The sequence below is a fragment of the Blastocatellia bacterium genome, from assembly GCA_035275065.1.
Taxonomy (GTDB): Bacteria; Acidobacteriota; Blastocatellia; order UBA7656; family UBA7656; genus DATENM01.
The window spans coordinates 60,975-83,344 of sequence record DATENM010000136.1; the positions used below are offsets into that span (position 1 = coordinate 60,975).

Annotated in this window: 15 protein-coding genes; all 15 read right to left on the bottom strand. The window is 63.0% G+C overall.

Translation table 11 applies throughout. The features are described from left to right. Positions 1-3: 3 nt before the first annotated feature. Entirely contained in the window at positions 4-909 is a 906-nt protein-coding gene (locus VJ464_25600; GenBank protein ID HKQ08522.1) for a serine/threonine-protein kinase, read from the bottom strand. Between the two features lie 11 nt (positions 910-920). After that, a complete protein-coding gene (locus tag VJ464_25605) occupies positions 921-2,234 on the bottom strand; it encodes a UDP-glucose/GDP-mannose dehydrogenase family protein (protein HKQ08523.1) in 1,314 nt (437 codons plus the stop codon). Between the two features lie 36 nt (positions 2,235-2,270). Next, complete coding sequence (locus VJ464_25610; GenBank protein ID HKQ08524.1) at positions 2,271-3,521, bottom strand: glycosyltransferase family 4 protein; 1,251 nt, start codon at positions 3,519-3,521, stop codon at positions 2,271-2,273. Then, the gene (gene asnB / locus VJ464_25615) at positions 3,518-5,500 is read right to left on the bottom strand and encodes an asparagine synthase (glutamine-hydrolyzing) (protein HKQ08525.1); all 1,983 of its coding nucleotides are present in this window, start codon (positions 5,498-5,500) and stop codon (positions 3,518-3,520) included. Before asnB (VJ464_25615) ends, VJ464_25610 begins: the two co-directional genes overlap by 4 nt. A gap of 6 nt (positions 5,501-5,506) precedes the next feature. Then, the gene (locus tag VJ464_25620; protein ID HKQ08526.1) at positions 5,507-8,023 is read right to left on the bottom strand and encodes an alginate lyase family protein; all 2,517 of its coding nucleotides are present in this window, start codon (positions 8,021-8,023) and stop codon (positions 5,507-5,509) included. 320 nt (positions 8,024-8,343) lie between these two features. Next, positions 8,344-9,222: a class I SAM-dependent methyltransferase gene (locus VJ464_25625; GenBank protein ID HKQ08527.1), complete on the bottom strand. Its 879-nt coding sequence runs from the start codon at positions 9,220-9,222 to the stop codon at positions 8,344-8,346. Positions 9,223-9,233: 11 nt separating this feature from the next. Beyond that, positions 9,234-10,826 (bottom strand): glycosyltransferase family 39 protein, encoded by a 1,593-nt coding sequence (locus VJ464_25630; GenBank protein HKQ08528.1) that lies wholly within the window; start codon positions 10,824-10,826, stop codon positions 9,234-9,236. A gap of 18 nt (positions 10,827-10,844) precedes the next feature. Next, entirely contained in the window at positions 10,845-11,999 is a 1,155-nt protein-coding gene (locus VJ464_25635; protein HKQ08529.1) for a glycosyltransferase family 4 protein, read from the bottom strand. Positions 12,000-12,083: 84 nt separating this feature from the next. Further along, entirely contained in the window at positions 12,084-13,271 is a 1,188-nt protein-coding gene (locus tag VJ464_25640) for a glycosyltransferase (GenBank protein ID HKQ08530.1), read from the bottom strand. A gap of 128 nt (positions 13,272-13,399) precedes the next feature. Continuing rightward, complete coding sequence (gene asnB, locus VJ464_25645; GenBank protein ID HKQ08531.1) at positions 13,400-15,304, bottom strand: asparagine synthase (glutamine-hydrolyzing); 1,905 nt, start codon at positions 15,302-15,304, stop codon at positions 13,400-13,402. Positions 15,305-15,421: 117 nt separating this feature from the next. Continuing rightward, entirely contained in the window at positions 15,422-17,362 is a 1,941-nt protein-coding gene (gene asnB / locus VJ464_25650; GenBank protein HKQ08532.1) for an asparagine synthase (glutamine-hydrolyzing), read from the bottom strand. A gap of 14 nt (positions 17,363-17,376) precedes the next feature. Further along, complete coding sequence (locus tag VJ464_25655; protein ID HKQ08533.1) at positions 17,377-18,261, bottom strand: class I SAM-dependent methyltransferase; 885 nt, start codon at positions 18,259-18,261, stop codon at positions 17,377-17,379. Between the two features lie 50 nt (positions 18,262-18,311). Further along, positions 18,312-19,775, bottom strand: coding sequence for an O-antigen ligase family protein (locus VJ464_25660; protein HKQ08534.1), 1,464 nt, complete (start codon positions 19,773-19,775; stop codon positions 18,312-18,314). Positions 19,776-19,784: 9 nt separating this feature from the next. Further along, positions 19,785-21,311: an oligosaccharide flippase family protein gene (locus VJ464_25665; GenBank protein ID HKQ08535.1), complete on the bottom strand. Its 1,527-nt coding sequence runs from the start codon at positions 21,309-21,311 to the stop codon at positions 19,785-19,787. Then, positions 21,298-22,329, bottom strand: coding sequence for a polysaccharide deacetylase family protein (locus VJ464_25670; GenBank protein HKQ08536.1), 1,032 nt, complete (start codon positions 22,327-22,329; stop codon positions 21,298-21,300). Before VJ464_25670 ends, VJ464_25665 begins: the two co-directional genes overlap by 14 nt. Between the last annotated feature and the right edge of the window lie 41 nt (positions 22,330-22,370).

Here is a 22,370-nt window from a genome sequence, read left to right on the forward strand (position 1 = left end):
CGCTCATCCTTTCATCGCTTGCCGCGCCTCGTCGAGCGCCACCTGGAATTCGGCGGCGCTCGCGAAACGATTCTCTTTTTCTTTTTCGAGCAACTTCATAATGACGACTGAAATGGCTTCTGGCAATTCCGGCGAGATCAGGTGCGGCGGCGCCGGTGTAAACTGCAACTGCCGCTCGCGCACATACTCGGCGTCGTCGGAATCGAATGGCACGCGGTCGGTCAGCATCTCGTAAAGAATCGCGCCGAGCGAATAGAGGTCGCTGCGCTCGTCGCACGCCGCGCTGCTCGCCTGCTCAACGCTGGTATAGGACGCGGCGAGGCGGCGCGCCCGCTCGCGGTGCGCCCACGCCAGTTGCGGCGCGCGCTCGATACCGAAGCCGGCGACGGTCGTCCAGCCGTTCGGCTCGACCCAGATGCAGTCGGGCGAGAGTTGCAGATGCAGCACGCCTGAAGAGTGCGCGCAATCGAGCGCGCTCGCAACCTGGTCGGCAATGTCGCAGGCGGCCTCGACTTCCAGCCAGCCGTTGCGGCTGAGCCGGTCGCGCAAGCGGCACATTTCGGGCTTATATTCGATCACGCAAAAGTGCAGGCCCTCGGTCTCCTGCGGCTTGCTGGTGCGCGCGATGTTGAAGTGCGTCAGTTTTGCCGCCGCGAAGGCTTCAAGATAAAACAGCTCGCGCTGCCGCGCATCAGCGGCAAGCGATGGCTGCAAGACTTCGAGCTGGACGCACACATCGGCGCTGCGCCCCTGCGCCGTAAAGCGCAAGGTGCGCGCATCCATCTGCGTCAGTTGCAGCGCCTTGAACCGCTTCGACAACACGGCCTGCGCTTGCTCGGCAGCCGTGGGCACTACGGCGTGTCCAGTCGTCGTCCCGCGCTTCTTAAATTGACTCGTCAAGTTGCTCATCGCTTATCGCTTCACCAGCAGATGCCCTGATATTGCCGGCGGTTGTCTTGCGCGTCGAACAGCCGCACCAGATCGATGACGATGCGCCCGTCATTCATGCGCTCGGCCAGGGCGCGAAACTCTTCTTCTTTTTTGCCGACGATGACGACTTCGGCCTGCTCGATCACTTGATTCAGGTCGGCGCACATCAGCGACGAGATATGCGGAATCTCGCGCTCGATATATTCCTTGTTGGCGCCGAACAGCCGCGCCAGCTCAACGTCGCGGTCATAGATCGCCAGCTTCATGCCCTTGCCGATCAGGGTTTCGATCAACGCCACCATCGGGCTTTCGCGCAGGTCGTCGGTGCCCGACTTGAAGCTCAAGCCAAGCACGGCGACGCGCTTGCGCCCGGTTTCAAGCACCGCTTCGACAACGCGCTCGACCTGGCGGCGATTGCTTGCGAGGATGGCGCTCAACACCGGCACGTCAACGTCCAGCTCTTTGGCTTTGTAAGTAATCGCCCGCAAATCTTTCGGCAGGCACGAGCCGCCGAAGGCAAAGCCGGGCTTCAGATAATAAGGCGAGAGGTTGAGCTTGGTGTCTTTGCAAAAGACTTCCATCACCTTGTGGCTGTCAACGTTCATCGCCTTGCAGACGTTGCCGATCTCGTTGGCAAAGGTCACCTTCAGCGCGTGAAAGGTGTTGCAGGCGTACTTCACCATCTCGGCCTCTTTGACGCGCACCGTCAGCAGCGGCGCATCGATGCCGGCGTAGAGGCGCGAGAGCAAGCCGGCGGTGTCTTCGTCGTCAGCGCCGATCAGCGTGAAAGGCGGGTTGTTGAAGTCGGCAAGCGAGGTGCCTTCGCGCAAAAACTCGGGGTTGATGGCGACGCCGAAGTCACGGCCCGCGCGCTTGCCGGAATAGACTTCGAGCGTCGGGATGACCGTCTGCTCAATCGTCCCCGGCAGCATCGTGCTGCGCATCACGACGATGTGAAAGCGCGTCCGCGCGGCAATTGCTTCGCCGATCTGCTGGCAGGCGCGCTTGATGTAAGCCAGGTTCAAGCTGCCGTTCGGGTTGCTCGGCGTGCCGATGCAGACGAGCGAAACGTCAGCGCCGGCCACCGCTTCGGCGGCGTCGGTGGTGGCGCGCAAGCGGCCCGCGCCGACCGCTTCGCGGATCAGCTCTTCAATGCCCGGCTCGACAATCGGGCTGCGCCCGCCGTTGATGATGTCCACCTTGACCTGGTTGACATCAACGCCGACGACTTCGTGGCCGGCCTTCGCAAAGCAGGCCGCCGAAACGCAGCCGACGTAACCCAATCCAAAAACGCTCAACTTCATTTCATGCCCCCGACTAATCAATGATGACTTTACGTATCAAATCGCCGCCGCCGAGGTGCGCGCCGCCGGCTCGACCGCTTCGCTCTTTGTAGCCCTTGCCACACGCGCCAGAATCTCGGCAAAGCGCCCGGCGATGACCGACCAGTCGTACTGCGCCGCTTTGCGCGCCGCTGCCGCTTCAATGCGCTGCCGCAGCGCGTCATCGCGGACCAGCTCGATGATCGCCCCGGCAAAGCTCGCGGCGTCGTCGGCCAGCCGAATGTCGCGCCCGTCTTCAACGTCCAGCCCTTCAGCGCCTATCGTTGTCGAAACCGTCGCTTTGCCCATGGCCATCGCTTCGTAAATTTTCAAGCGGGTGCCGCCGCCGATGCGTAGCGGCACGATGTTGATCATCGCCTCTTTGTAATGCTCGACGACAGACGGCACGGTGCCTGTGACCTCAATCGAGTCGTCGGCCCAGCGCGCCACTCGCGCGTGTGGGTTGCGACCGACCAGACGCAATGTCGCGTCGGGCACGGCTCGCTTGACCTGCGGCCAGACATCGCGGCAGAAGAAATCAACGCCATCAATGTTCGCCTCCCAGTCCATCGAGCCGACGAAGACGATGACCGGGCGGGTCGCGCGATGGCCGGGCGGCGCGGCGAACTGCTTGAGATCAACGCCGGTCGGCACGACGCTGATACGCTCGGCGGCGGTCATCCCGGCCATCTGCTCGCGGTCTTGATCGGATACGGCGATGACGTGATGAAAGCGGTTGACCGCGCCCCGCTCGTAGCGCGCCATCTTCGCCGCTTCGACCTTGAAGGCCAGCCGCTGAATCCAATTCGGCTCGTGTGCCGCCTGCCGCCGCCACAGCAACGATTCGACGTTGTGCTGAAAGAGCAGCGTCGGCGTGTCGAGGCGCTCAGGAAAATTCAGGGTCGCCGACAGGAAATCGCAGACCGCGACATCAAAGCGCCGCTCGCCGAGGCGCTGGCTTAACCACTGCTCGACGGCGGGCGCATGAAACTTCGTCACCGCGTAGGGCGCGCTGCGGGGCAGGCGGCGCAGGTAATCCACCGCGCGCTCGAAGGCCGTGGCGTCGGGCGCGGCGGTGTGAATCGTCACGGCGCCGGGGAAGCGGACTTGAAGGTTCTGCTCGTAATCTTCATCACGCGCACCGCCGTAGTAAGTCAGCAGCGTCACCGCATGGTTTGCCGCCAGCTCGCGCAGGATGTTGAACGAGCGAATCTTGCCGCCCGTGTCTACGGGCAGCAGCTTGCCGGCTTTGACCCAGAGAATTCTCATCGTCTGATTACACCAGCCGACGACGGTTGACCGCCGACCGCTGCCAGACACGTAGGCCTAGGTTGGTGGTTGTCTGTCGTCGCTTCGCCATCGAAGAAACGGCGCTGCCAGATTTCAAAATTCACCAGCGCCCATAATCTTTCCGCATGGTTTTCGCCCGCCTGATGACGAGCGGCCAGCTCGCGCGCGTACTGCGGGTCGAAGACGCCGCGCGCCGTCGCCCGCTCGCTCAAGACATACTCATCGATGATGTGGCGATACGGGCCGCGCAGCCACGCGCCCAACGGCACCGGAAAGCCCATCTTGCGGCGCGTCAAAATCTCGCGCGGCAAAACATTCTTCATCGCCTGCCGCAGGATGTGCTTGGTTTCGATGCCGCGCAGCTTCATGCGTTCGGGCAGCCGGCAGGCGAACTCGACCAGCTTGTGATCGAGGAACGGCACACGGCTCTCAATCGAAGCCGCCATGCTCATCTGATCCTGCTTCATCAACAGCTCGTGCAGGTAAGTCTTCAGGTCGGCGGCCAGCAACTGGTCGAGCAGCGTCGCAGCGTCCGACGTGCCGATGTGCGCAAGCGACGCGTCGTACGGGCCGCCTTCGCGCATCTGCTCGCGGGCCTGAGGCGTAAATAGCGGTTGCTGCATGGCGCGCGTAAAGACCGCGAAGTTGTCGAAGTAGATGTGCTGTAGCTCAGGCTCTAGACAGAAAAACGTGCGCGTCAGCTTCTGCCGCAAGCGCGAGCTGCCCGGCCAGCCTTGAATCGTTTGCGCGACGGCGCTCTTCACCCATGCCGGGGCGAATTGATGATAGCGGCGTCCGAGCGCCAGGTTATAAACCGTCTTGCGATACTTGTCATAACCGGCCAGCAATTCGTCCGAGCCTTCGCCGGTCAGCACGACTTTCACATGCCGGCTCGCCAGCTCCGAGACGAAGTAAAGCGGCACGCTCGACGGGTGGGCAATCGGCTCGTCTTCCTGATAGACCATCCGCGGCAGCGCCGCGAAGAATTCCTCCGGGCTGACGATGATCTCGTGATGATCGGTCTTGTAAGCACGCGCCACGATGCGGGCATATTCCAGCTCGTTGGCTTCGCGCTCGGCAAAGGCGACCGAGAAGGTCTTGATCGGCTCACTGACCATCTGGCTCATCACCGCCGCGATGGCCGACGAATCGATGCCGCCCGACAGGAACATCCCCAGCGGCACATCGCTCATCAGCCGCAGTTTGACCGCTTCGCGGAATAGCTCGTCGAAGCGCGCGACGTAATCGGCGTCGCTCAGTTGGTCGTCCGCCTTGCTGAAGCTGACATCCCAATAGCGATTGATCTCGACGCTGCCGTTTTGCCACTCAAGAGTGTGGCCGGGCAGCAAGCGCTTGACGCCGCGAAACAGCGTCGCTTCGCCGGTGGTGGCGCGGTTGGCGGCATAATCCGCAAGCGCCGCGTAATTCAATTCGGGCTTGATCGCGCCGGCCTCAAGCAGCGCCTTGATCTCAGAGGCGAAGTGCAATGTGCCGTCCGCGTCGAGCGTGTAATAAAGCGGTTTGATGCCGAGGCGGTCACGGGCCAGCAGTAAGCGGCGGGCGGAGCGGTCCCAGATGGCGAAGGCGAACATGCCGCGCAGGTATTCAACCGCGCGGCGTCCGTGCTCTTCGTAGAGGTGAAGGATCGTTTCCGTGTCGCAGTGCGAGCGGTAGCGGTGGCCGCGCGCTTCGAGATCGGCGCGATAGTCGCCGTGGTTGTAGACTTCGCCGTTGTAGACGATGGCGATTGTGTCGTCTTCGTTGAACATCGGCTGGTGGCCGCCCGCGAGGTCAACGATGGATAGCCGGCGATGGCCGAGCGCGACTTGCGAATCAACCAGCAGCCCGGCATCGTCGGGACCGCGATGCACGAGGGTGTCGCGCATGCGTGCGACCGCCGCGCCGTCAACGCGACGCCGCGAGTGGTCGGGGATGGCTATGCCGCAGATTCCGCACATAGATGCTCAAGCCCTGTCGGTCAACACCCAGCCTGATTCTTCGAGAGCAAAAGCGACGTTTGCGCATTCAGATGAAACGATGAAGCGCGCGCCGTTAATCACGACGCTTGGAGGAGGCTGGCTAAATGATAATTCAAAACCGCTTGCGTCGTGAATAGTAATTTCAAGCGCGCCATCTGTTTGGTTAATTTCCGCGAAGCCAATCAGTGAGGCTGAATGCAGCGCCAGGCGGTTGGCGATCTCGATTCGCCTGCCCCGCGCGAGGCAGGCGCGAATGAATCGCTGATTGACGAATCGCGCCACGGCTATCTCGGCTTGCGCCGTGAGCGGTTCGCTTGCGCCATCGCCGGTGATGACGACATCGAGCGTGTCGCTATCAGTGAGCCGATAAGCCTGGCCTGGGAGCGCGGGCGGCTCGCCCGCCTGAATGGATGCGGTTTGAGAGACGGCGGGCCGCCCGCCCGCGCTCCCAGGAATAATGAAGGTAAGTAGCTCTTGCCGGCCCGCGCCTTCGGTTTCGATCACGGCAACCGGAGCCGCCTGGCGCTCGGCGTAAGTGCGCGACACCCAGCCGCTTTCAATGCGCGAGGCGAGCGGCGACGTGCTGAAAGCTTTTATCAAGAGCCGGCCTTGAGGTGACGTTGCGTTGATGAGACTGGCTTGCGCGGCGGCTTCGCAGCCGGCGGCGAAGTGATAGCGCGCCGCGTAACGGTGCGCCGCCCGCGCCGTAAAGCGGTCGCGCACGATCAAGTATGAAGGCCATTCGGCATCGCTCGCTTTGACCAGCAGCACAGCGCGACGATGTGTGACCGGGTCGGGCAAACGCTCGTAGCCGTTGTGCGCGCCATCAAAATAAACGAAGCCACGACCATCGAAGAACTCACGCGCCAGAGGCTCGGCGACCTGCGCCCATGCGAACGGCCCCGCGGAAACAGATTGCTGCTCGCCGTCAACCGTGACCGTATTGTGCGCCTCGGTCGAGCGGAACCAATCGCGCATTCCCGCATCGCCCGTGTAAGTGAACGTGCCGGAGTCAACCAGCCACGACGTGCCGCAGGCAGCAAACTCGAGCGCCAGTTGATCGGCGTGCGCGTGGCCGCACGACTGTACGCCGTGCGGGCCGCAATCGATCACCGCGTAGGCCGCCGCTTCCGTCCAGCCATCACGCATCACGAAGTAGCCGCTCTCTGAAAAGGCTTGCGCGTCGCAGGCGGGCGGCTGCGCCGGTATCGCGTCGAATCGCGCCAGGGCTTCGGGGCCGAGCAGCCAGAGCGTTTCCGCCGCCGACTTTCCGGCAACCTGTTTCCAGTCGCCGCGATTCATCAACACCGCGCCGGTCGCCAGCGTGTCGCGGAAATCGTCCGCCGGTCGCGCGCCCAGTTGCATCAGCCTGCCGCCATCGTCATCACCCATCAACGACGCGCGGCCATCGGGGCGCGTCGTCCACATCAGAACATCTAGCGCCTTCGTCAGCCGCGCTTCGACTTCAACCGGCAGTGTCAGATTCATCGCGCCGGCCAGCACCATCAGGTGCAGGTAAAAGTCTACGGTGTAGCGGTGATAATAAGTCGTCTGCTCGAAATAGACGCCATCCTGGCGAATGTGGATCGGCAGTTGTTCGACGAGAATCCGCAGGCCGGCGGCGCGCCAGCCGGCGGCACGGCGCAATTCCGGCAAGGCTGAGCCGAGGTAGAACAAGCCGAGCGCTTCGCCGGTCAGGTGCGTGTTTGGGCTGAAATAGGTCGAGAGATATTTTTCGATGTGCCGCCCGTGGGCGATCAGGCATTTCAGCAAGCGCGCCACGAATGCCGCGTCGAGCGCCGGCGAATCAATCAGCAGATGTAGCGCCCATAGCCAGGCAATCGCGCGAAAGCTCAATTCCAGACTGCTCGCCCAGTTGATGCCGCGCCCCGTGGGGTTCGCGTCCATCCATGCAGCCGCCTGCTCGACGAAAGCCTGGGCAAAGCGCTCGTCGCCGGTCATCCAGTACGCCTGCCCGAAGGCGACGAAGTGGGCGCAGCGATTCAGCTCCCAGGTGATCTTCTTGTCGCCAGCAAGCTCAGGGTCTAAATAAGCGATGCGGCTCCAGTGGTCGAGCGGCGCGCGTTTGCCCGCACGCGGTTCGAGGTGCCAGTCAATCGGCGAGCCGAAGCTCAGGTCTTTGAGGCCGAGCAGGTCGAAGCGCCCGCGCCGCGCCCGTTCGGCGCGTTCAATGATGGCGGCGCGTTCAGCCGCGAAGCATTCGGCCATCAACTCGGTAATTGCGGCGCGGTGCTGAAGCGCCGGCAAAAATGCGGCGGTATGCGCGCCTCTGCGCCGGCCTTCAAGCAAGCGCGCGGCGCTGCCGGTGGCAGTGCCATTGCGCGAGGCGGCAGTGATTTCGCGGCGCAATGCGGATTCGCTCAACTCGCGCGTGCCGAGCAATCGCTCGCTCGCCTTGGCCAGCTCTTGCCGGCCACGCACGCCAAACTCGCGCAGGCTCCTGCCGCGCAGCTTTTTCAGTTGTGCAATACCGATCTGCATCCCTCTGCCTTCATCACCCGCGCCGACACCGCTGCCCTAAAATGCTTGATGCATTCAACGAAGAGAAATGACAATTGGCGGCAGGTTTCCAAAATCCTCGGAGGGCAGGCGCGAGAAGGGCGTCGCCATCATCACCAGGCCGGGCTATTACGCGCACCGCGGCGACGGCGCAGGCAAGGAAGAAAGAAACCACCCATGAACAGACGGCGGCGGCGCCGAGCGACGCGGCGAGGGAAAGACGGAAACGAACCGCTCATCTTTACCCGTGTCGCCGCGTCGCCTTCCGACCATCGGTCGGCGGCTCATCTGTGGTTGCTTTTCTATTGGGTCTTTTCAAACACGAATTCGTTGCAGCCCAGGCCGACGCCGCCGCATTTCAACTTCGTTAGTCGAAAGCCGCGCGCTTTGTAAAACTCGAAAATTTCTTCGGGCGCGGCGGCCTCGTATGGGTAGCCGCCGACCCAATCAACGATGTCGCGCCAGCGGCTCATGCCGCGCGCGATGCCTCTGCCGCGCCACGTCCTGAGCCATTCAAACAGCCGCCCGCCGACGAGCGCCGAGAGCGCCGCCTTGGCTTCGAGCGGTGCCATGACGATCATCGTAAAGGGCACGCGCAACCAGCGCGGCAGGGTGTTGTACGTCTTCTTGATCCTTTTCCAGCGCGCCGTCTGGCTGCCGGTGTCGTTATAGATCGCGACCCAGAGCTTGCCGCCCACGGCGACCGGCAACCGCGCATGGTCGAGCGCCTGCCACATCGCGCCGGTGTGATGTAGCACGCCCCACGAATAGACCACGTCGAATTCCCCCAGCGAGCCGACGTAATCGGCGTCGAGCGCCGAGGCTTCGGCAATCGCCCATTGCGGGTCGCCGGGGAAGTAGCGCCGGCGCAACTCGGTCGTGCAGGCGACCGATTGCGGGTCGTAGTCGAATGAGTGAACCCGTGCGCCCAATCGTCGCGCCGCCAGCGAGAACAAGCCGCTGCCCGAGCCGATGTCGAGGAAGCGTTTGCCGCTCAAGGTTTCGACTTCGAGCATCTTCTTCAGCGAGGCTTCGGCGTCGGCAATGCGCTTGTCGTCCAGGAGATCGAGAAAGCGGCTCCAGTTCTTGCCGAACTCGAAACGCTCGCCTTTGCGCACTTCTTCGGTGTGCGCGTGGGTTGCCCGCGCCATTTGCGTGATCGTGTGTGGTTCTGCGCTCATCTGTTCCTTCTCTATCTGCCGGTTGAATGACTGGCGCGCGCTGCCGGCGGGGCATCGGCAAGCGCGTAGATGCGATAAAACGATTGGTCGTAGACCAGCTTGTACTGCGTCGTCAGCAGCCGGTCAATGTGTGCGTAGATGGCGGGCCGTTCGACCTGCGAGCCTTGAAACGACTCTGCGTAGATTTCATCAACGACGACGAAGTCGGGGCGCTTGCCGCTGTAGTAGCCGAGAAACGAATCGTCAATCAGGTGCTCGTTGAAGCCGAGCGCAAAGCCCAGCTCGGCGCTTCCCATAATCAAGGTCGAAGGCTGCATGTGGCTCTTCAAATAATCGGTGGCCGGCTCGTAGCTGGCGCGGTATTCGTTCGCCCGCATGCGCTGGACGACGCCACCGACTTGCAGCAGCAGCAACGCCGCGACTGCTGCGGCGATGGCTAGGCGCGGCACACGCGCCGCCTCCCAGGTGTGCACGAGCCAGGTCGCCAGCAACGCCGTGTAGAGCGGCACGATGTGAACCAGGTACCAGGCGAGCTTCTGCCCATCAAGCACCGCCATGATGACGAAGTAGATCGTCGTCAGCAGCAGTAGCGCCCGCAAGCCGCGCGACTGGCGAATCCGCCGCGTCGCAAACGCGCCGACGATGCCGGCGAGGTAGGCGACCAGAATGAGCGCTTTCACACGGGCGATGGCTGAATGGCCCGGCGATTGATCGCCGAGTCCGAAAGCGGCGCGATAACGCTCGGTGAATTCATGCAGGAAGCCCAGCCACGGCGCGCGCAAGCCTTGCAGCCTGCCGGCGGTCGTCGCGTTGGCTTTGAACTGTGCGGCGAATACGGTCGGGTCTTGCAGAATGTAGAGGCCCCAGCCCATCGCGCCGATCACGTAAGGCACGGCGGCCAGCGCCACATAACGCCACTTGATTCGCCGGCGATCAAAGTAGAGCGTCAGGAAGATGAGGCCGGCGAAATGCAGGATGCCCATGAAGTGCGTCAGGCCGCTGGCGGCGACCAGCGTGTGGCCGGCCAGCACCGCCCATGCGAAATGGTTTTCGCGCAGCGACAGGTAAGCCGCCAATCCGGCGAATCCGAGCGCCGCGCACATCAAGTCCATGCGCCCGAATGACGCGCCCATCACGAAGCTGTAATCCACGGCCAGCAGCGCCGCGGTCAGTAAAGCGACGCGGTAATCCGTCGCCAGCCGCTTCATGATGACGAACCACGCGACGAGCGCCACCAGTCCGAAGAATGCCGACAGCAACCGCAGCGACAGCAGGCTGAAGCCGAACAGCTTGTACCAGCCGGCCTGCGTCACCAGGTGCAGCGGCAGCACCCAGTAAGTGTGTTGATTGATGCCCGGCAGCCAACTCGTCCCATCGAGCACGGGCGAGCCCATCGAGCCCGTGGTCGCCAGGTTATAACCTGGCGACGCGAACCAGCCTTCATCGCTCCACGGTCGCCGGCTGATCGAGGTGCCGAAGGTCAATGCGACATAGATTACAACAACGCCTGCCGCGATACTGATGGCGAGACGGCGGGAATTGAGCGCCGCGAGCAGCGGGCGGCGGGAAGTTGTCGGTTGGGTGAGTGCTTGCGCCGTTGCCATGTCAGTTGCCTGTTGCCCTCAGAGTGATTGCGCGGCGTCGGCGCGGCGGCTGAGCGTCGCGGTGTCTACGCCGGCGAGTTGCTGATAGAGATTCAGCCAATCGCACCTGACCGCCGACCATTGATACTTCTCGCACTCGCGGCGGGCGCGGTGAGCGAGGGCGGCGGCGAGCGAATGATCTTCGAGCAGGCGAATCGCCTGGCGCGCCATGGCTTCGTGATCGTTGCAGGCGACCAGCAGGCCGGTCTCTTCGTGGGTGATGATGTAGGGGATGCCGCCGGCGTTGGTGCTGACGACGCACAGGCCCGCCGCCATGCATTCGATGAGCGAGCTGGGCATGTTGTCGAGGTCGTTGGCGTTCAGGTAGATGTCCGCGGTGTCGAGCACGTCAGGCATCTGCTGATAATCAACCTTGCCGATGAATCGCGTGTGGCGCAGATTAAGCTCGCGGGCCAGTTGTTCGAGCTTGTTGCGCTCGCTGCCGTCGGCGGCGATGGTCAACTGCGCTTCGGGGTAACGCTGCTGAACGAGCGCGAAGGCGCGCAGCGTACAACTGACGTTGTAGAGCGGCTCAAGCAGCCGCGCGCTGACAAACAGCGGGCGCAAGGGCCGGCGCTCGCGGAAGCCGAAGCGTTCAAGCTCAATCGTATTAAAGACCACCGTGGCCGGCAGTCCGAAGCGCGCCAAGACATCAACCAGATAAGCTGACGGCACGACGATGCGGTCGGCCCATCGCATGGTGATTGCGGCGCTGCGCCAATGGGTCAGATGGTCCGCGGCTTCGCCGCTGCGATAGTTGAGAACGGTCTTCTTGCCGTAGAGCTTGCCGACCAGCAGCACAGGCACCGCCGACAGCAGGTACGAATAGTATGACGCCGTGAAGACGTGAATGATGTCATAACGCCAGCCGCGCGCCATCAGCATCAACAGATAAGCCAGCGTCGTCACCACCGTGCGAACGTACTTGAGGCGTTGCAGCCAGGCGAGGCCGCGCGGCAGGCGCGGGTTGTGCGGCTGAAAGGCGACATCAAGTGCAGGCTCCTGGCGAAGTTGCTCGATGAGCCGTGCCGCCATCAACGCCTGCCCGCCATAAATGTCGAGCGACGGCGCGGCGATGAGCACGCGGATGCGCCGCCCGGCGTTGCTTGCTTTGTTGTTCGCGTCAGAGGTCATTCGGTTATGTAGCGCAAGGCGGTTAGCTTGCGCGAGGCGCTGCGCAAGCTAACCGCCTTGCGCTACACCTGATTGCAAATCGCTCTAAGCGATCTCGCGCTGAACGCGATCAGCCGGACGCGCAACCCGCCGCGCGTTGGCCGCCAGCAGCCGGTCGTAGAGCGCTTCGGTTGCCGAAAGCTGCGCGGCGCACGAGAATTTTTGCTCAACCATCCGGCGGCCACGCTCGCCCATGGCTCGCGCCTGCTCATCATCACTGAGCAGCGCGATGATGCGCGCCGCCATCGCTTCATCGGCCCCGGCGGGCACGATGTAGCCTGACTCGCCATCCCTCACGGCTTCGCGCGCGCCGCCGACATCGGTGACGACGACAGGCCGCGCGGCGGCCATGTATTCGAGTATCGAATTCGAGAAGCCTTCGGCCTGCGAGCTAAGCACGCAAACATCGGAAGCGGCCAGCAACTCGGCGATGTGCCCGGCGCGGCCAATGAAAAAGGTTTCGTCGGCAATCCCGAGTTGCGCGGCCATCGCTTGCATGGCAGTGGTCAATTCGCCTTCGCCGGCAATCACGAAGCGCGCCGAAGGCCACGCCTCACGCACGCGACGGGCGGCGCGCAGGAACGTCGGATGATCTTTGACGGCGTGGTGGAGATTGGCGACCACCGTGACAAAGCGCAATTCCGGCGCGGTCGGCAGCCCGAATGACGCCAGCGCCGCGGCGCGATTGAAATCTTCGGGGACGCGCAGGCGGTCGAGATCGATGCCGTTATGCAGGGTGACGACACGGCGGCCGGCGACGCCTTCGCTGATGAGCTGGCGGCGCACGGCTTCAGAGTTAGCGACGATGGCGTGCGCGAAGCGATACGCCTGGCGCTCAACGATCTTCTGCGCAGGCGTGCGCCACCCGGTCGTTTCGCGCCGCGCCGCGATGCGCACGCGGACGCCGGCCAGGCGGGCGGCGGCCATGCCGAAGATGTTAGTGTAAAAATCGTGTGTTTGAACGATGTCAATGCCGCGCTTCTGCAAGTAGAGGGCGAATCGCCGCACCTGCACCAGCGCGTTACGATCATAAAAGCTGTTGAGGCGATATTCGGGAATGTCGCGGAGTCCCATCTGTCGGACTTCGTCAAGCAGCGCGCCTGATTGATCCATGCAGGCAAGATGGACGTCGTAGCGGTTGGCGGTCTTGAGCAGGCGCGTCAATTGCACAGCCTGGCGCTCGGAGCCGCCCTGGTGAAAGCTGCCAATCAGTTGTAGGACGTTAGGACGCAATACCGCACCTCGCAATTGAGCGAAATGCCCAACGGCGGCAGAAATTCAGACGCCGTAACGATGTAGCGCAATCTAACAGATTGCGCCAGGACTCGCGCAATCTAACAGATTGCGCCACATCAGCCATTCTAGGTGAGCAGCCATGCGGTGGGGGCAGATTGAGTCGCCGCGAGCGATGCGCTTGCGGCGCTGCGTTCATGTCTGAGCCACGATTCCAGAACGTAGCCGTACCACAACTGATTCGGCGCGAAACCTGCGCGCGCCGCTTTGTCTAACTCGGCGAGCAAGCCGTCCGAGCGCAGCCAGCCTTCGCTTGCCAGCAGGCTATCGGTGAAGCTCGCGGCGACGCGTTCGCGCCAGCGGCCGGCGAGCCAGCGTTGCACAGGGATGCCAAAGCCGCGCTTGCGCCCGCCGGCGACGCGCTCGCCGAGATGCCGCCGGGCAATCTCGCGCAGGATGGCTTTCAGTTGGCCGCCGTGCAGCCGAACGGCGAAGGGCAGGCGGGCGGCAAACTCCCAGAGGTGTGCGTCGAGGAATGGCGAGCGCGCTTCGACTGAATGATGCATGGTCGCGCCGTCTACTTTGGTCAGATATTCGCCGGTAAAGCGCGTGTCGCGGTCGTAGAGCAAGAACTCTGCGAGCAGGCTGCGCGCCGATTCAATTGACCGAGGGATGGCAAGCTGGTCTATGGTGGCATCCTGCAATCGCGCGCCGAGCAAGCCGGCGCGCTGATATAACTGCAAGCCGTCGCGCGCCTGCGCCACACCGCCGAGCCCGCCGGTCGCGTAATCAATGAATGAGGCGGCGCGGCCCATCGGCCCGATACGCGGCATGCGGTCGCGCAACGCCAGCCACCACTTGTTGCTCTGATCCGGCAGGCGCGCGGCCAGCCGCTCGGCCATCCAGAAATGTTTGTGGCCTTCGTATCCGAGAAAGACATCATCGCCGCCGTCGCCCGTCAGCAGCACTTTCGCCGCCGGCGCGACCGCTTCGGAAACGCGCAGCATGCCGAGCGCCGAGGCGCAGGCGAACGGCTCGCCGTAGGCGTTGACCAGCTCGGTCACGTCGGGCGCTTGCGCGGCTGATACTTCGACGACGCGGTGATTCAGCTTGAGCAAACGGGCCGTCGCCACCGCGTCAGCCGCTTCATCCCACACGTCGCCCGGCGTGCTGACGGTGTAAGCCGTGACCTGCGCGCCGAGCTTCGCGGTCGCCCAGCAGACGAGACTCGAATCGACGCCGCCGCTGAGCAGCGAGCCGACCGGCACATCGGCATAGAGACGCGCCGCGACCGCGTCGAGCAACAACCGCTCAGTCTCTTCGACCGCATCACGGAACGAGATGGACGAGTCGGCGTCTACGGCGGGCAGTTGCCAGTAAGCGCGTGTTTGAAGATGACCGTTGGCAAACTCGACAATCGCGCCGGCGGGCACTTTGATGACGTTTTTATAGATCGAGCGCGCGTCGGTGACGAAACCGAAGTGGAGGAACTCGGCAACGGCGCGCTCGTCAATCTCGCCGGCAAGCCCTGCGTCGCGCAAGGCGCGCGCCGTCGAGGCAAAAGCCAGTTGGCCGTCGCGCAGAAGGTAAAGCAACGGCTTGACGCCGAGGCGGTCGCGCACCAGATAGAACTTGCGGGTTGGGTTGTCCCATAAGCCGAAGGCAAACATACCGCGAAGTCGGGTCACAAGATTTTCAAGGCCCCACTCGCGATAGCCATGCAGCAGGACTTCGGAATCGGTGTGGCTGCGGAAGTGATAGCCGCGCGCGATGAGATCATCGCGCAGCTCGCGGAAGTTATAAATCTCGCCGTTGAAGACGACGCCGATCTCACCGTCATGGGTGAGCATCGGCTGACGGCCCGCGTCGCTCAGATCGATGATCGCCAGCCGGCGATGCCCAAGCGTCGCATCAGGCCAGCTTTCTAATCCTTCGCCGTCCGGCCCGCGCCGCGCTAAGGCCGCGAGCATGCGCCGCGCCGATGCTTCGCGCGTGGATGGGTCGCCGCCGATGATGCCCGCAATGCCGCACATATTCTTTGAGTGACAAGTGACAAGTGACAAGTGACAAGACGTTGTCACTTAGAGCGTGGCAAGCCTAGGCTTCCGCAATTCTTCTTGTCACTTGTCACTTGTCACTTGTCACCTTCCTCAAACGCCGACGCTGAGGCCGTCGAGCGTCAGCTTCTTGGCGCCGGCGAAGGCCGGTTCCGGTTGATGATCGATAAACGAGCGATGCCATAGCTCGAGCATCAGCAGGCTCCAGAGGTGGCGCGAGTTGTCGCGCCGCCCGCTCAGATGCTCGCGCAGGATCGCGTTGACCGCCTGCTGGTCAAAGTAGCCGCGCTGCTGCGTGCGGCTCTCGGTCAGCGTGTCGATGACCATCTCGCGCAGGTCTTCCCTGAACCACTTTTGCATCGGCACGCCGAAGCCTTGCTTCGGGCGATGGATGATCTGGTCGGGGATCATGCCGCGCATGGCGCGCTTCAAGATGCTCTTGGTTTCTGCGCCGCGCAGCTTGAAGCGCGCCGGAATCTGCTGGGCGAACTCGATCAGCTTATAATCGAGCAGCGGCTCGCGCGCCTCGATTGAATGCGCCATGCTCATGCGATCCACCTTCGTCAGGATGTCGCCCGGCAGGTAGGTCTTGCTGTCGAGGTAGAGCAGGTGGTCGAGGCGCTCGCTTGAGCCGGGCGCGGCAAAGAACTTGTTGAACTTGTCCGTCGCGTTGTAACGCGACAAAGCGCGGCGGAATTCATTCGACAGCAGTTGCTGTTTCTTCTCTTCGTCAAAACACGAGATGCTATCGATGTAGCGGGCGCTTGGGTCGAGCGCGACGTTGCGCAGGTAGTTCTTGCCGTAGGCATGACGCGGCAGCAAGCGCGCCGTCGGCAGCATCAATCGGCGGCGGAAGAAGCCGGGCAGGCGCTCGAAGCGCTCGCGCTGGCGATCAATCAAGTAGCGCTCGTAACCGGCGAACAGCTCGTCGCCGCCGTCGCCCGACAGCACCACCGTGACATGCTCGCGCGCCATCTTCGAGACAATGTAAGTCGGCACGCTCGACATGTCGGCGAACGGCTCGTCGTGGTGCCAGACGATCTCTTCGACGATGCGACAGACGTCCGGGGTGACGATGAATTCGTGATGGTCTGTGTTGAAGTGACGCGCCGCGATGCGCGCATAGTGCAGCTCGTCGTGCGAAGATTCCGTAAAGCCGATGGAAAAGGTCTTCACCGGGCGGTCCATCGCCCGCGCCATCATCGCCACGACCGTCGAAGAATCGATGCCGCCGGAAAGGAAAGCCCCCAGCGGCACGTCGCTCATCAAGCGAATGCGGACGCTTTCGGCGAGCGTCTCGCGCAGCCGCTCAATGTAATAGTCTTCGCTTTCGACCTCGGCGTCAGGCTCGGGATAATCGAAGTCCCAATAGCGGCGGGTCACCAGGAAGCCGTCTTTGAAAGTCAGCGTGTGGCCGGGCGGCAGCTTGCGGATGCCGCGAAACGCCGTCTGCGGGTCGGGCACATAGCTGAACGAGAGGAAGTCGGAGATGGCTTCAAGGTTGACGGCGCGCGGCACCTCCGGGTGTTGCAGCAGTGATTTGATCTCGGAGCCGAAGACCAGGCGGTCGCCGACGAGCGCGTAATGCAGCGGCTTGACGCCGACGCGGTCGCGGGCGATGAAGAGCTTGCGCTCGCGTTTGTCGTAAATCGCGAACGCGAACATGCCGCGCAGACGTTGGACGCACGCTTCGCCCTCTTCTTCGTAGAGGTGAATGATCGTTTCGGTGTCGGTGTTGGACTTAAAGGTGTGGCCGCGTGCGATGAGATCGTCGCGCAGCTCGCGGTAGTTGTAGATCTCGCCGTTGAAGACGATCCACAGCGAGTCGTCTTCGTTCGAGATCGGCTGATGGCCTGTGAACAGATCGATGATCGACAGCCGCCGCATGCCGAGGGCGACGCCGCCTTCGATGAAGAAGCCTTCGTCGTCCGGGCCGCGATGCTCGATGACGTTGCACATGCGCGCCAGCAGATCACGTTGCTCGGCGGGCGCGAGTCTTTGCCGCGGTTCAAAAAATCCGGCGATGCCGCACATCTCTAGCCCTCGCTTTACCTCTTCAGCATGATGATGGTGTCGCCGCGCTGTGTGAGGGCGAGGGTGCGCAGCCAGGGATTGAACTTCAGCCGGTCGGCCAGCCAGCGCTTCAAGCGGCTGCCGCTGACCCCCGGGTCGCTCGTATCAATCAGATCGAGCAGCGAATAGAACTGCGCGAATCCCGCCTCGCGGCCGAGCCGGCACAGCTCCGCGTAGCTGAACCAGTGAACCGCCGGCAGTTGTGAGTAGTTGGCCAGGCGCGGGTCGTAGTGCAGGTGGTGATGCACCAGGCTTTCTTTCAAAAGCGCCGGCAGCCAGTTGAAGAAGCGGAACATGAATTCGCCGTTGTCGCCGGTGATCGAGAAGCGGTAACGGTTGGTCGTCGTGATGAAGGCGATGCCGCCGGGTGCCAGCACACGGTGCATTTCGTCGAGGCTGCGCGTCGGCGACACAACATGCTCAAGCACGCTGTCGCAAAAGACGATCTGCTGCGAGCCGTCGGCTACGGGGATGCGCTCGGCAGCGCCTTCCATCACATGCACCGTGTCGTTCAGGTATTCGCGCGCCGCTTCGACGAACAGCGGCACGGGCTCGACGCCGATGGCATTGAAGCGGCGTTCGAGCAGGTGCTTGACCGTCTGCGGGCGCGGCCCACAGCCGAGCACGACGATGTTGCGCGCCCGCTCAAGATCGATCAGCCGGTTGAGCCGACCGAGCAAGCGGTCGAGGCGCGTCGAGTCGTCGGGCTGCGCGTCGAGCGTCGCGGTAAAATTTTTGAGCGCCAGGCGGTCGAGGCCGGGATAGCCTTCGGCCAGCCGGCGGTCGGCGTAGAGGTCACGCCGCGACACGGCTTCGGGAGGCAGCGGGTTGTCGGATACTTGCGTCAGGCTTTGCGACATAACGGATTCCAGTCCTTCAAAACCAGTAAATAACGAATGCGCCGGCTTCTTCAGGCACCGCGCGCCGACTGCCAGAGCGCGCCGTTGCCGGCGGCTGGCGGACTGGGGGCATTGCTTGGACTCGCGCCGCTCGCCGCTTCGTCGCGATGAATCCGGCGCAGCGAAGCGGTGTAGGCGACGAGATAATAGAGATACCACGAATATTCCGCCGATTGGAAAAAGCTGCACACCGCATACGAGATAATCACCGCTTGCAAGCCGACGCTGACGTAATAGGTCTCGCGCTCGGCGTCGCTCCAGTGGGCGCGGCGGGCATAGGTGTCGCGCTCGATGCGTCGGAGCGAGCGGAGCGGCGCAAAGATCAGCACCAGGTAAGCGGCAAAGCCGGCAATGCCCAGCTCGGCGGCGACTTCGATGTAAGAGTTGTGCGCCACCAGTCCGTGCAGCGAATAGATGCCATAGTTGCCGGCGCCGACGCCGATGATCGGGTGATGCGCGATCACGTCAAGACCGCGCGCCAGTAATTCCTGACGTTCCTGCGCCGAGTTCGTCTTGTCTTCGTTGGTGTGCAGGATCGTGAAGATGCGGTCGCCGTAGCCGCTCGGCATCGACACGACGAACGCCCCGGCGATCACCACGCCGGCGCAGAGCGTCACCAGACGCTTGCCGCGCCCGGCTTTCCACAGCAGCACGCCGCCGATGGCGACCAGCCCGAGAAAGCCGCCGCGCGAAAACGACACGACCACCGCAAACGCCAGCAGTCCCGCGATCAGGAAGAACCCCAGGCGCTTGATGCCGCGACTGGTCAGCCCAAAGACGACCGCGAACGGCATGATGAGATTGACCGCCATCGCCAGCTCGTTGGGGTTTGAAAAGAAGGTGCCGTAACCGGCGATGCGCACCAGCTCGCCCGACTGGTTGACGCCCGTAGCGCCGCGAAAATAGTTCAACACGGCGCTCGCGGCGACAAAGATGCCGCAGCAGATCAACAGCTTCATGAAGCCGCGCAGCCGCGCCCGCGTATCGATCAGGTTGAGCATCAGCACGAAGATGGTGACGACTTTGAAGAACGAATCGCTCAGGGTGTCGATGCTGGTCTGCGGCGACACGGCGAGCGGCGTGAAGGCCAGGGCGAGCAGCACGATGACCGCCAGCATCTTCATTTCGAGCGGCCAGACCGTCAGCCCCTTGCCGCGCGAGAGCTGCGAGCCGAGGTAAGCGAGGATCGTGAAGATGGCGACGAGCTTGACGATCTGAAACGTCTCGAACGCGCCCGGCACCAGATCGTTCGGGCGGATGTAGAGCATCATCGTGAACAGGAACAAGCCGCCGAACGCCACGCGGCTTGAGCCGGCTTTCGCGGCTTTCTCGCCGGCTTCTGCCATCGCCGCGCTGCGAGCCGGCGCGGCTTGAGCTGACGCGGCGGCTTTAGATTGAGCCGGGCGCGCCTCGGCTGTAGGGCGCGCCTCGCGCCCGTCAAACAACACGCCCGCTTTGTTCTTGTCAGTGAGCATAAAACAACGTCACTGCGCTTCGGTCGCCGACGACAGGCCGAGGCGGCGCGAGCCTGAATGATAGATGCGCCGCAGCTCGGATTTTTCTTCGTCGGTCACCGCGCCGATCACGAAGGCGACGACGGCAAAGACCGCTCCGAATGCCGCCGAGCAGGCAATCAGGACGATCAGCACGCGCGCGTCGCCGAGCGCCGACTTGACGAAGTAAGCCGCCATCGCCGCTACTGCCGTCGCCGCTGTCGTGCGCAAGATCGGCGCGAGCTGCGCCAGATGCGCCGGGCGCACGCCGAGCCGTCGCCCGATTTTGACCATCATCACCAGGGTGTCGAATAACTGCGCCGCGACTGTGGCGATGATCGCGCCCATCAAGCCGCCGCCGCGGATGCCTGCGTAGAGCGCCAGCGCCGTCACAGGGATCATCACCAGTGACAGCTTCAGGCGGTAGAATTTCAGATCGTCGAACGGGCGCATGAACGCCGTGTAAACGCACAGGTACATCGGCAGCAGCATCAGGTTGATGGCGAAGATGTCGGCGCTGGCGGCGTAATCCCTGGTGAACAACAGGGTGATGATCTCGCGGCGCAGCACGAACATCAGCACGTAGGTCGGCACATAAAAGAACGCCAGCTTGCGCATGGCGCTGGCCCACAGGCTGATGACCTCTTCGCGCTCGCCCGCCGCATGCTTGCGCGCGACTTCGGGAAACAGGATGCTCACCACCGACTCGTAAAGAATCCCCAGCAGCGGCAGCTCGAAACAGCCGACGGCGTAGATGGCAAACAGCGCCGGCTCGAAGTAATGCGACACGAAATAATTGTGCATGTCGGCTTGCAGGCCATAGGCCAGCGCCCCGAGGCCGAACGGCAGGGCGTTAGCGAACTGCGCTTTGAACAACTGCGGATCAAAGGCTCGCCAGAATGCGCCGTAACGCTTGCGCAGATAGGTGAAGAGAATCACGCAAAGCACAAAGCCCTGCGCCACCGCCGCCAGCACGATGGCTTGCATCGTTCCGAAGACGAGGCCGGCCGTAATCAACAAGGCGCTCTTGGTGAACTGGATGACGACCGTGAAGGTCGAAGCCGAGCGCACGTCGCCATCGGCCAGGGTGACGACTTCGAGCAGCGAGCCCATCAGCCATAGCAGAATGGCCGCGCCGACCAGCGGCACATAGGGCACCAGATCGTCTGTCTTGAAGATGTGCGTGATCCATTGCGGGTAGATCGCAAACAGCAGCGCCATCGCGCCGCCGAGCGCCGCGTAAAAGACCAGCACGTTCATCACGACGTGCGGCTTGCGGTCGGGATAACGCGGCAGAAAGTAGTAGATGCTGAGGCCGACTTGCAGACCGAGCAGCGTCAGCATCGTGGTGATGACCTGGAAGGCCTGCTTATAAAGTCCGAAGTCGGACTGGCTGAGGACGCGCACCAAGACCAGCGGCAGCGGCAGCGTCAGCGCATAGCCTGCCACCTTGGCGACCGCCAGCAACGCCGCGCGCTTGCTCAACGCGCCGTTTCCTTTGGGCTTATCCAAGCTCATACTGCCGATCTGCGGCGAGGCCGGCGGACGAATCGCGCCCGCGCAACAGGGCGGCCTTGACCTCGGCAAAACCGCTGGTGTTTTGAATGAAGTGGGGTAAGTCGTATTCGGCGTGAATGCGTTTGAGCGTCAGCGGGTTGCTGTGACGGTCGTTGAGGCCGTTCTCGACCGTGACGGCGCAGGTATAACCGGCGCGCTCGACTTCGCGCATCACGGCGTCGTTGTAGTTGCCGTTGGGATAGCAGAAGAGCTCGACCGGGCGGCCCGTTTCGGCGGCGATGCGCTGGCGCGATTCCGCAAGCTCGCGGCGCAGATGCTCGCGGCTGACGTTGGGCAGGATCGGGTGAGTCGCCGTGTGCGAGCCGATCTCGATGCCGCCCTGGCTCATCTCGCGTATCTGCTCCCAGGTCACCGAGGTATATTCGCGCGGCGGCCTTGCCGGCAATTCAACCGCGAAGGCCGCCGCCATGCGCGCGATGGCCGCTTCTTTGGCGTTGTCAGGGATGGCCTTGAGCAGCGAATTGACTTTATCGGCGGCGCGGAAGATCGAATCGGTCGCCTCGAACTCAATGCAGAAGTCGCGCCCGTCAAGCACACCTTCGATGGTGCGCGCGCCGGCGCGCGCCACCAGATAGCGCAGCTTGTCTGTCCACAACCATTTCTTCTGATCGACAAAATCGGTGACGACAAAGATCGTCGCCGGCAATCGGCGCTGGCCGAGCAGCGGAAAAGCGATTTCGTAAGCGTCGCTGTAGCCGTCGTCAATGGTGATCGCCGCGACATTGGCCGGCAGTTGCCCGTCCTTGAGCCATTTGGCAATCAACGACAGCGGCACGACCTCGTAGTGGCGCGTCAGGTAGTCGAGCTGTTCAGCGAAAGCGCGCGACGCCGTCCTGGTGTCGGGGTCGCTGTGCGTGAAGCGATGGTAAGTGACGATCAGCGCCTTGCCGCGGTTGGCAAGCCGGAAAGGCGCGAAGAACCCCATCGCCTGCATGACATTGAGCACTTCTTGTTTCATTTTAACAACCGACTCAATTTTTATAGTTTAGCAGCCTCCCA

What these genes read in the sequence shown, in the direction of transcription:
- VJ464_25600 (HKQ08522.1), bottom strand. Translation starts at nt 909, where the DNA reads ATGAGCAACTTGACGAGTCAATTTAAGAAGCGCGGGACGACGACTGGA.
- VJ464_25605 (HKQ08523.1), bottom strand. Translation starts at nt 2,234, where the DNA reads ATGAAGTTGAGCGTTTTTGGATTGGGTTACGTCGGCTGCGTTTCGGCG.
- VJ464_25610 (HKQ08524.1), bottom strand. Translation starts at nt 3,521, where the DNA reads ATGAGAATTCTCTGGGTCAAAGCCGGCAAGCTGCTGCCCGTAGACACG.
- asnB (HKQ08525.1), bottom strand. Translation starts at nt 5,500, where the DNA reads ATGTGCGGAATCTGCGGCATAGCCATCCCCGACCACTCGCGGCGTCGC.
- VJ464_25620 (HKQ08526.1), bottom strand. Translation starts at nt 8,023, where the DNA reads ATGCAGATCGGTATTGCACAACTGAAAAAGCTGCGCGGCAGGAGCCTG.
- VJ464_25625 (HKQ08527.1), bottom strand. Translation starts at nt 9,222, where the DNA reads ATGAGCGCAGAACCACACACGATCACGCAAATGGCGCGGGCAACCCAC.
- VJ464_25630 (HKQ08528.1), bottom strand. Translation starts at nt 10,826, where the DNA reads ATGGCAACGGCGCAAGCACTCACCCAACCGACAACTTCCCGCCGCCCG.
- VJ464_25635 (HKQ08529.1), bottom strand. Translation starts at nt 11,999, where the DNA reads ATGACCTCTGACGCGAACAACAAAGCAAGCAACGCCGGGCGGCGCATC.
- asnB (HKQ08531.1), bottom strand. Translation starts at nt 15,304, where the DNA reads ATGTGCGGCATTGCGGGCATCATCGGCGGCGACCCATCCACGCGCGAA.
- asnB (HKQ08532.1), bottom strand. Translation starts at nt 17,362, where the DNA reads ATGTGCGGCATCGCCGGATTTTTTGAACCGCGGCAAAGACTCGCGCCC.
- VJ464_25655 (HKQ08533.1), bottom strand. Translation starts at nt 18,261, where the DNA reads ATGTCGCAAAGCCTGACGCAAGTATCCGACAACCCGCTGCCTCCCGAA.
- VJ464_25660 (HKQ08534.1), bottom strand. Translation starts at nt 19,775, where the DNA reads ATGCTCACTGACAAGAACAAAGCGGGCGTGTTGTTTGACGGGCGCGAG.
- VJ464_25665 (HKQ08535.1), bottom strand. Translation starts at nt 21,311, where the DNA reads ATGAGCTTGGATAAGCCCAAAGGAAACGGCGCGTTGAGCAAGCGCGCG.
- VJ464_25670 (HKQ08536.1), bottom strand. Translation starts at nt 22,329, where the DNA reads ATGAAACAAGAAGTGCTCAATGTCATGCAGGCGATGGGGTTCTTCGCG.